Source organism: Lentilactobacillus sp. Marseille-Q4993 (genome assembly GCF_951230165.1).
Classification (GTDB): domain Bacteria; phylum Bacillota; class Bacilli; order Lactobacillales; family Lactobacillaceae; genus Lentilactobacillus.
On sequence record NZ_CATNVB010000033.1, the window covers coordinates 22666 to 30179 of the forward strand.

Genomic DNA, 7514 nt, shown 5'->3' on the forward strand with positions numbered 1-7514 from the left:
CTCAAGCATCATCAGAAACCTAATCGTTTCTGGTGGTGCTTGTTTGCTATCCCACTGGCAAATCGTTGCTGATAACCGTTTCGTACCTATCGTTAATCATAAATAAGTTGGCATGTAAGTTATTTTCATAATAATACTTAACGGTTCACTATTTGCTTGTGCAGTGTTAAACTTGTTACGTACGATATTAGAATTACAAATGAAAAGGATGGTAGAAGATGGCTGAAAAAGCAAACATTGGTGTTGTCGGAATGGCTGTTATGGGTAAGAACCTTGCCCTTAACATCGAAAGTCGCGGATACACTGTAGGTATTTTTAACCGCTCAAAGGAAAAGACTGAAAACGTTATGAAGGATCATAGCGAAAAGAAGTTAGTTCCTAGCTACACAGTTGAAGATTTCGTCAACTCACTAGAAACTCCACGGAGAATCGTGTTGATGGTTAAGGCTGGTAAGCCAACTGATGCCGTTATCGACGAATTACTTCCCCTTCTTGACAAGGGTGACGTCCTAATCGATGGTGGTAACACAAACTTCCACGATACTATGGATCGTAACGCTAAACTTGATAAATCAGGAATCAACTTCATCGGAATGGGTGTATCTGGTGGTGAATTAGGTGCTCTTCAAGGTCCTTCACTTATGCCAGGTGGCCAAAAGGAAGCTTACGATTTGGTTGAACCAATCCTTAAGCAAATCGCTGCCAAGGCTCCTGCTGATGGCGAACCATGTGTTACTTACATCGGCCCTAACGGTGCTGGTCACTACGTAAAGATGGTCCACAACGGTATCGAATACGGTGACGAAGAGTTAATCGATGAAAGTTACAACATTTTAAGAAACCTTGCTGGCTACTCAGTTGATGAATTAGCTGACATCTTTAAAGAATGGGATAAGGGCGAACTTGAAAGTTACCTTATCGAAATCACTGCTGACATTCTTACTCGTAAGGATGACTTGGGTGACGACAAAACTAAGCCTATCGTTGACATGATCCTTGATCGTGGTGCTAACAAAGGTACTGGTAAGTGGAGTTCACAAGATGCTCTTGAAGTTGGTGTTGACCAATCTCTTATCACTGAATCAGTTTACGCTCGTTTCATCTCAATGATCAAAGACGAACGGGTTGCTGCTTCTAAAGTTCTTCCTGCTCCTAAGGGCAACGTTGACTTCGATAAGAAGGAAATCGTTGAAAAGGTTCGTGAAGCATTGTACTTCGGTAAAGTTATGAGTTATGCTCAAGGCTTTGCTCAATTAAAGGCTGCTTCAGACCAATACGAATGGAACATTAAGTTAGGCGAAATGGCTAAGATTTGGCGTGCTGGTTGTATCATCCGTGCTCGTTTCTTGCAAAACATCACTGATGCTTACGACAAGAACCCAGCTCTTCAAAACCTTCTTCTTGACCCTTACTTCACTGATATTTGTGAGAAGTATCAAGAATCTGCTCGTGACGTGGTTGCTCTTGCAACTAAGGCTGGAGTTCCAGTTCCATCACTTGCAGCTGCCGTATCTTACTACGATTCATACCGTTCAGAAGTTGTTCCTGCAAACTTATTGCAAGCACAACGTGATTACTTCGGTGCTCACACTTACGAACGGGTTGACCGTCCAGGTAGCTTCCACTACCCATGGTACGAAGAACAATAGAAATTTAATTTCTGAAGTTAAAAGCACTAGTAATAATCTCGTTGAGGTTATCACTAGTGTTTTTTCTATTTATCGCTAAAATTAAACGTCAACATTTCCCCTAGTTTGTGAAATAAATGATAATATTAGGTTGGTTATGAAACCGCTTTCTTAAACCGCGGTTTCTCATTAATTTCACTCACAAAAAGGAGACGATTCACATGAAAGCAGCTGTATGGCACGGAGTTAAGGATATTCGGGTTGAAGATGTAGATTTAAAACCTCATAAGGAAAACGAAGTCGTTGTTAAGGTAGCTTGGGCAGGTATTTGTGGTAGCGATTTACACGAATACTTGGAAGGCCCCGTATTCATCCCCGTTGATCACGTTGATGAGTTAACCGGCGGTCACGCTCCTCTGACAATGGGTCACGAGTTCTCTGGTGTAATTGAAGAAGTTGGTAGTAACGTCTCCAAATTCAAGGTTGGTGACCACGTTTCAATTAATCCTACCATCACCCACCACAACGTTCCGGACGATGTAGATGTTTATGACGGATACAGCTTCATTGGCTTGAGCTGTGATGGTGGTTTTACATCACTAGTCAACGTTCCCGAAGAAAACCTTTACCTCTTACCACAAGACTTTCCATTAGAACTAGCCGCAACCATTGAGCCTACCGCGGTTGCAGTTCAGGCGGTCAAGGAAGGTGAATTGAAGTTTGGTGAAACGGTAGCTATTTTCGGGGCTGGACCAATCGGCGTGTTAGTAGCTGCGGCAGCAAAGGCAGCTGGAGCAACCAAAATTATTTCAGTCGATCTCTCCGATGTTCGTCTTGGTAAGGCAACTGAAATGGGCGCAACTGACGTGATCAACCCAGCAAACGAAGATGCAGTTAACAAGATTCGCGAAATTGTTCCCGGTGGTGTCGACGTTGCTTTTGAAGTTGCTGGGGTTCAACCAACGTTCGAGCAAGCAATTGATGCAACTAAGGCCCGGGGCAAAATGGTTATCGTTTCGATTTTTGCCCGCCCAATTCAGTTTGATCCAATGCAATTAATGAATGCCGGGGTTCAGGTAACCACAACGATTGCATACTCAATGAAGACATTCCAGCAAACCGTTGATTTAGTAACTAGTGGTCAAATCAATGTAAAACCAGTTATCACTAAACACATTGATCTCGATGATATCGTTGATGATGGGTTTGAAGCCCTCACCACTGATAAATCACAAGCTAAGATCTTGATTGATTTAGCTAAAGAGTAAGTATATAAATAAAAACTACAACGATAATTTCACAAAGGAAATTATCGTTGTAGTTTTTTTGTTCCTGATTAAAATTAAAATCTTACTCGTAGTGTGAGCCACTCAACCGCTTTTTTGCCTCGTCCTTAAGGTAGTAAGGGGTTATTCCCTGATCTACCGAGTTTTCGATCAACCGTTGCGCCTCTTTTCGAGCTTGAATGGTTGGTACCTTGATCGACATCACTGTTCGGTTATTCAGCAACTGCTTAACGTCCACTTTGGTTCTGTACTTTAATGGTTTTTGGTTGTTAGTCATTAGAACCCCTCCTATCCTTGAATCTACCTAAATAATAGCAAATTAAAACAGGAAAGTATATTAAACGGCCTAGTCGCGACTACTGATTTTTTCAAACTGTTGGTCATACCAGTCGTCCCAAGTACCAACTACTAGTTTGCCAGTATCGTAATACTCTGGGTCAATCGTCGAAATTACTTTGACAATGCTGTTGCTTCGACGATCAAACAGCGCGTCTTTAATTTGTTGTGGGGTGAATCCCTGATTTTCAAATACAAAGTGATTGAGATCAGTTAAGAAGTAATCAACCTTATACATGGAAATTATTTCAAGGTTATTTACCTTATACCTATCAAAATAAAAACCAATAAAGTCTTGAACGGCTACCTTTTTGGCGCTGTCACTAAGTTCATCAATACTAACTTTTTTTGCCATGGTGCCACCTCCTACTTCTATTATGCCACAACTAGGTTAAACAAAACCGGTTTCAGTAGTATTATTAAGGTACACCAACTGAAATGAGGGGATTTATTTGGCAAACGATAAGGTTTACACAGATTATTTTTTTGATGAACCAGCATTCAACACCCACGATGGCGGTTTTATTCAATTGGAGGAACAAAACGTTCCCGAACAACCGCTTAAGGTGCCGGAAGTGCTAGCTCCAGATAAAGAAACTGATACAGATATGTACTATACGGTCATTGCTCAGGAGGGAGAAGTTCAATTCCTACCAGGCCAAAAGACTAAGACTTGGGGATATAATACCGATTATCTAGGCAAGACTATTATTTTCAAACAGGGAAAAATGATTCACATTACCCTGAAGAATGAACTACCCGAACTAACCACTTTCCACTGGCACGGACTAAACGTTCCGGGACCATATACTGACGGTGGCTGTCACGCGCCAGTATATCCCGGCGAAAGCTCAGAAATTGTTTTTAAATGTGACCAGCCAGCTGCAACCCTTTGGCTCCATGCTCACCCATGTCCATCTACCGCTGAACACGTTTGGAAGGGCTTAGCCACTGGAGTTGTTGTTAAGGATGATATTGAAGCAAAACTACCATTCCCAAGAAACTATGGAGTGGATGATATTCCTGTGATTCTGCAAGATAGAAGTTTTGACGAAAACAACCAGTTAGATTACTTAGCTGATTATGATCCAGATGGGGTTCAGGGCAAGGTGCCACTGATCAACGGAACAGTTAACCCATATTTTGACGTCACCACTCAGCGGGTTCGGTTGCGCTTATTAGACGGAGCAAACCGTCGTGAATGGCGCCTCCACTTTAGCAACGACCTCGAATTTACTCAAATTGCGTCCGATGGCGGCGTTTTACCAGAACCAGTTAAGTTTACCCACTTAATGCTTACTTGTGCCGAGAGGGCCGAAGTAATCGTTGATTTTGGTGATTATAAACCAGGCGATGAGGTTACGCTTTACTGTGACGATATTGCCATCCTTAAATTCAAAATTCATGAGTTTGCTCGTGAAAATGTGACTCTTCCTGATCACTTAGTTGATATTCCAGATCCAGAAGTTACTCCCGGAACAACACCTCACCAAGTGGCAATGTCGGGAATGGATGAAATGGTCGAACTTAACGGTAAGAAGTTTGATATGCAGCGAATAGATGACAAACAGAAGCTTGGCAACGTTGAGCTCTGGAAAATCGTTAACACGAACGACAAAGAGTCCGGCATGATTCACCCATACCACATGCACGGAACCCAGTTTAGAGTGATTTCCAGAAATGGTCATGCTCCGTATCCAAACGAAAACGGTCTTAAAGATACCGTTAGCGTTAACCCAGGGGAAGTTGTAGTCCTAAAAGTTTGGTTTGAACATCTTGGCGTTTTCATGAACCATTGTCATATTATCGAGCATGAGGATGGCGGTATGATGGCCCAGTTTGAAGTCTACGATCCAGATCGGCCACAGACTTACAAACTGATGGATATGGATACTTTGATGAATGCATTTGCGGAAGAACGTGGTGTTAAGCGAGAAGATCTTAACATTCCTGGAATGGATATGTAGATTTTTCTTGCTATTGATAATTCCAGATGATACACTACTTATAGAGTAAAAAATGAATACGCCGTTAGGTGAGGCTCCTATACAGAAAATGCTACTGCTCAGAAACGTCGAAAAACGCCAATGAGTCAGCTGTTCTAGTCAGATTAAGGCTTGAACTAACGTAGCTGTTATTTCTTTCTAACTACGCTGTATAGTGCTAAAGCTCAACGATTGGCTGCTAAGTGTTTTTATGATGTCCAGCCAATCGGGGTTGGACATTTTTTATTCTATAAAAAACATTACTCGGAGGTGAAAGTCATGACAGCAGAATTCATAGATCCTGGAGCGTCTAAACACCAGTCTACCAAGGGAAAATCGGTTGGAATGGCTTTCTCATTCTAACCAATTAAAGAGAAATTGTTTCAATCGGTTTTCCCATCAGCAACCAAATACACGTTTTGTCGGTAAGAATAGTTAAGTTCCTGCTTGTTGGCTTTGCAGCCAAATTCGTCACAGGAAACCTCTCGTATTCGTTTGTTCTTACCTCAAAACTCGATGGGAATTCGATTGAAACAGTTTCTCAGTGGTTCCGGACAATTTGGCATTGACGTGCTAGTGTCTGGTCGAGTAATCGGTAAACGCTTCACTGCTTGGGAGACCTTGTGGGGAGAAATTAGTTCGTCGAGAATATTGCCAACCAACTGATAGTTAAGTAATTATGAGGGATATACCTCCAGGAATACAGTGGAAACTTATTTTTGAAAGTTAACTGCTGACTATCAATAATATCATTATAAAAACACCAACGTAAATTCGTTGGTGTTTTTTGTTTTCCCTATTTATTATAAGTTGCCAAGTATTCATCAGATTTTTTCTGATCGAATTCATGCTCAGATTTTCCAATAATCACCGTAGCAAGTGAATTACCAACCACATTAACTGCTGTCCGTCCCATATCGACAAGACGGTCGATTCCAGCGATAAATGTAAGTCCGGTAACTGGAACCCCAATTGTGGAAATCGTGGCTAGGAGGACCACGAATGAGGCTCCTGGGACCCCTGCCATTCCCTTAGACGTAATCATAAGGACAACTAACAAAGTAATCTGTTGGCCAAGTGACAGGTGAATATGATATGCCTGGGCTAAGAATAAAGCTGCAATCGATTGATAGATTGCTGAACCATCCAAATTGAACGTGTAGCCAGTCGGAATAACAAACGATACAATTCCCTGACTAACCCCAAACTTGTCCATTTTGTCGATCATTCGTGGTAACACAGCCTCTGAACTTGCTGTTGAAAAGGCTAAAACAATTTCATCTTTGATAACCTTTAGCAAATGGAAAATATTAAACTTAAAAAGTCGAGCAACTAGCCCCATAACAACAATGATAAAGAAGATCATCGTTGCGTATGTAATAATCACAAAGTATCCAAGCGGTATTAATGCCGAGATTCCCATTTCAGCCAACGCTACCCCAATTAATGCACAAACTCCAATTGGAGCCACGTGCATTACCCAGTTAGTAACTTTAAACATGACCTCTGAAACGGCCTGTAAGAAGTCAATAATCACTTTTCCCTTCTCACCAATTGCTGCAGTTCCAAGACCAAAGAAAACTGAGAAGAAGATAACGGGCATCATATCACCCTTGCTAAGCGAAGCAAAGATGTTGGTTGGAATAATTCCCATCAGGGTTTCCCAAATTCCAGAATGTTTTGCGGCTTTTGCAGTCGCCATGTATTGAGAAATGTCACTGGAATGCAGTGAATGAATGTTGATCATTGTTCCTGGATGTAAAACATTGGCAACTACCATTCCTACGGCAATTGCAATCGTGGTCATTAATTCAAAGTAAATTAACGTTTTAAGTCCAACCCGACCTAATTTCTTAATATCACCAATACTTGCAATCCCGACAGTTAAACAGGAAACCACGATTGGTAACACAATCATTTGAATTAGGCTAATAAACATGGTTCCAATATTTTGCATTGTTGTTATAGCAATCTGATTACCGTAAAAAACAACTCCCAAAATAATCCCCATCACTAAACCAAGCATAATCTGCCAACCAAGTGATAGTCGGTACCACTTATAATGTTTCATTTCTCTCCACCCAATCTATCTAAATTTTTATATAAAAGAAAGGCCTTCGATAGTTAAAAACTATCAAAGGCTTTCTGAATTGCGTGGCAACGTCCTACCCTCGCAGGGGGCGATCCCCCAACTACTATCGGCGTGCAAAAGCTTAACTTCTGTGTTCGGCATGGGAACAGGTGTATCCTTTTGGCTATCGCCACCACACTATATTCAT

At 41.5% G+C, this 7514-nt stretch carries 6 protein-coding genes, 1 rRNA gene and 1 riboswitch; of the genes, 3 read left to right on the top strand and 4 right to left on the bottom strand.

The genetic code is table 11. The features are described from left to right. The first annotated feature begins 218 nt into the window (after nucleotides 1-218). Nucleotides 219-1649 (top strand): NADP-dependent phosphogluconate dehydrogenase, encoded by a 1431-nt coding sequence (gene gnd / locus QOW94_RS09475; RefSeq protein ID WP_283680177.1) that lies wholly within the window; start codon nucleotides 219-221, stop codon nucleotides 1647-1649. A 200-nt stretch (nucleotides 1650-1849) separates the two neighbouring features. Next, nucleotides 1850-2896: a 2,3-butanediol dehydrogenase gene (locus QOW94_RS09480; RefSeq protein ID WP_283680178.1), complete on the top strand. Its 1047-nt coding sequence runs from the start codon at nucleotides 1850-1852 to the stop codon at nucleotides 2894-2896. An 82-nt stretch (nucleotides 2897-2978) separates the two neighbouring features. On the opposite strand, the gene QOW94_RS09485 is transcribed toward QOW94_RS09480, so the two are convergent. Together QOW94_RS09485 and QOW94_RS09490 are read right to left on the bottom strand one after the other, a co-directional pair. Continuing rightward, nucleotides 2979-3191: a hypothetical protein gene (locus QOW94_RS09485; RefSeq protein WP_283680180.1), complete on the bottom strand. Its 213-nt coding sequence runs from the start codon at nucleotides 3189-3191 to the stop codon at nucleotides 2979-2981. 69 nt (nucleotides 3192-3260) lie between these two features. Then, nucleotides 3261-3605 carry a hypothetical protein gene (locus tag QOW94_RS09490; RefSeq protein ID WP_283680181.1) on the bottom strand — a complete coding sequence of 115 codons (345 nt, stop codon included), beginning with the start codon at nucleotides 3603-3605 and terminating at the stop codon, nucleotides 3261-3263. Between the two features lie 97 nt (nucleotides 3606-3702). On the opposite strand from QOW94_RS09490, the gene QOW94_RS09495 reads away from it, so the two are divergent. Then, the gene (locus QOW94_RS09495) at nucleotides 3703-5217 is read left to right on the top strand and encodes a multicopper oxidase family protein (RefSeq protein ID WP_283680182.1); all 1515 of its coding nucleotides are present in this window, start codon (nucleotides 3703-3705) and stop codon (nucleotides 5215-5217) included. Nucleotides 5218-5270: 53 nt separating this feature from the next. Then, nucleotides 5271-5439: riboswitch (M-box (ykoK) riboswitch) on the top strand. A 592-nt stretch (nucleotides 5440-6031) separates the two neighbouring features. Here QOW94_RS09495 and QOW94_RS09500 read toward each other — a convergent pair. Then, entirely contained in the window at nucleotides 6032-7306 is a 1275-nt protein-coding gene (locus QOW94_RS09500) for a cation:dicarboxylate symporter family transporter (RefSeq protein ID WP_283680184.1), read from the bottom strand. Between the two features lie 81 nt (nucleotides 7307-7387). Further along, nucleotides 7388-7504 (bottom strand): 5S ribosomal RNA (rrf, locus tag QOW94_RS09505). Nucleotides 7505-7514: the final 10 nt, after the last annotated feature.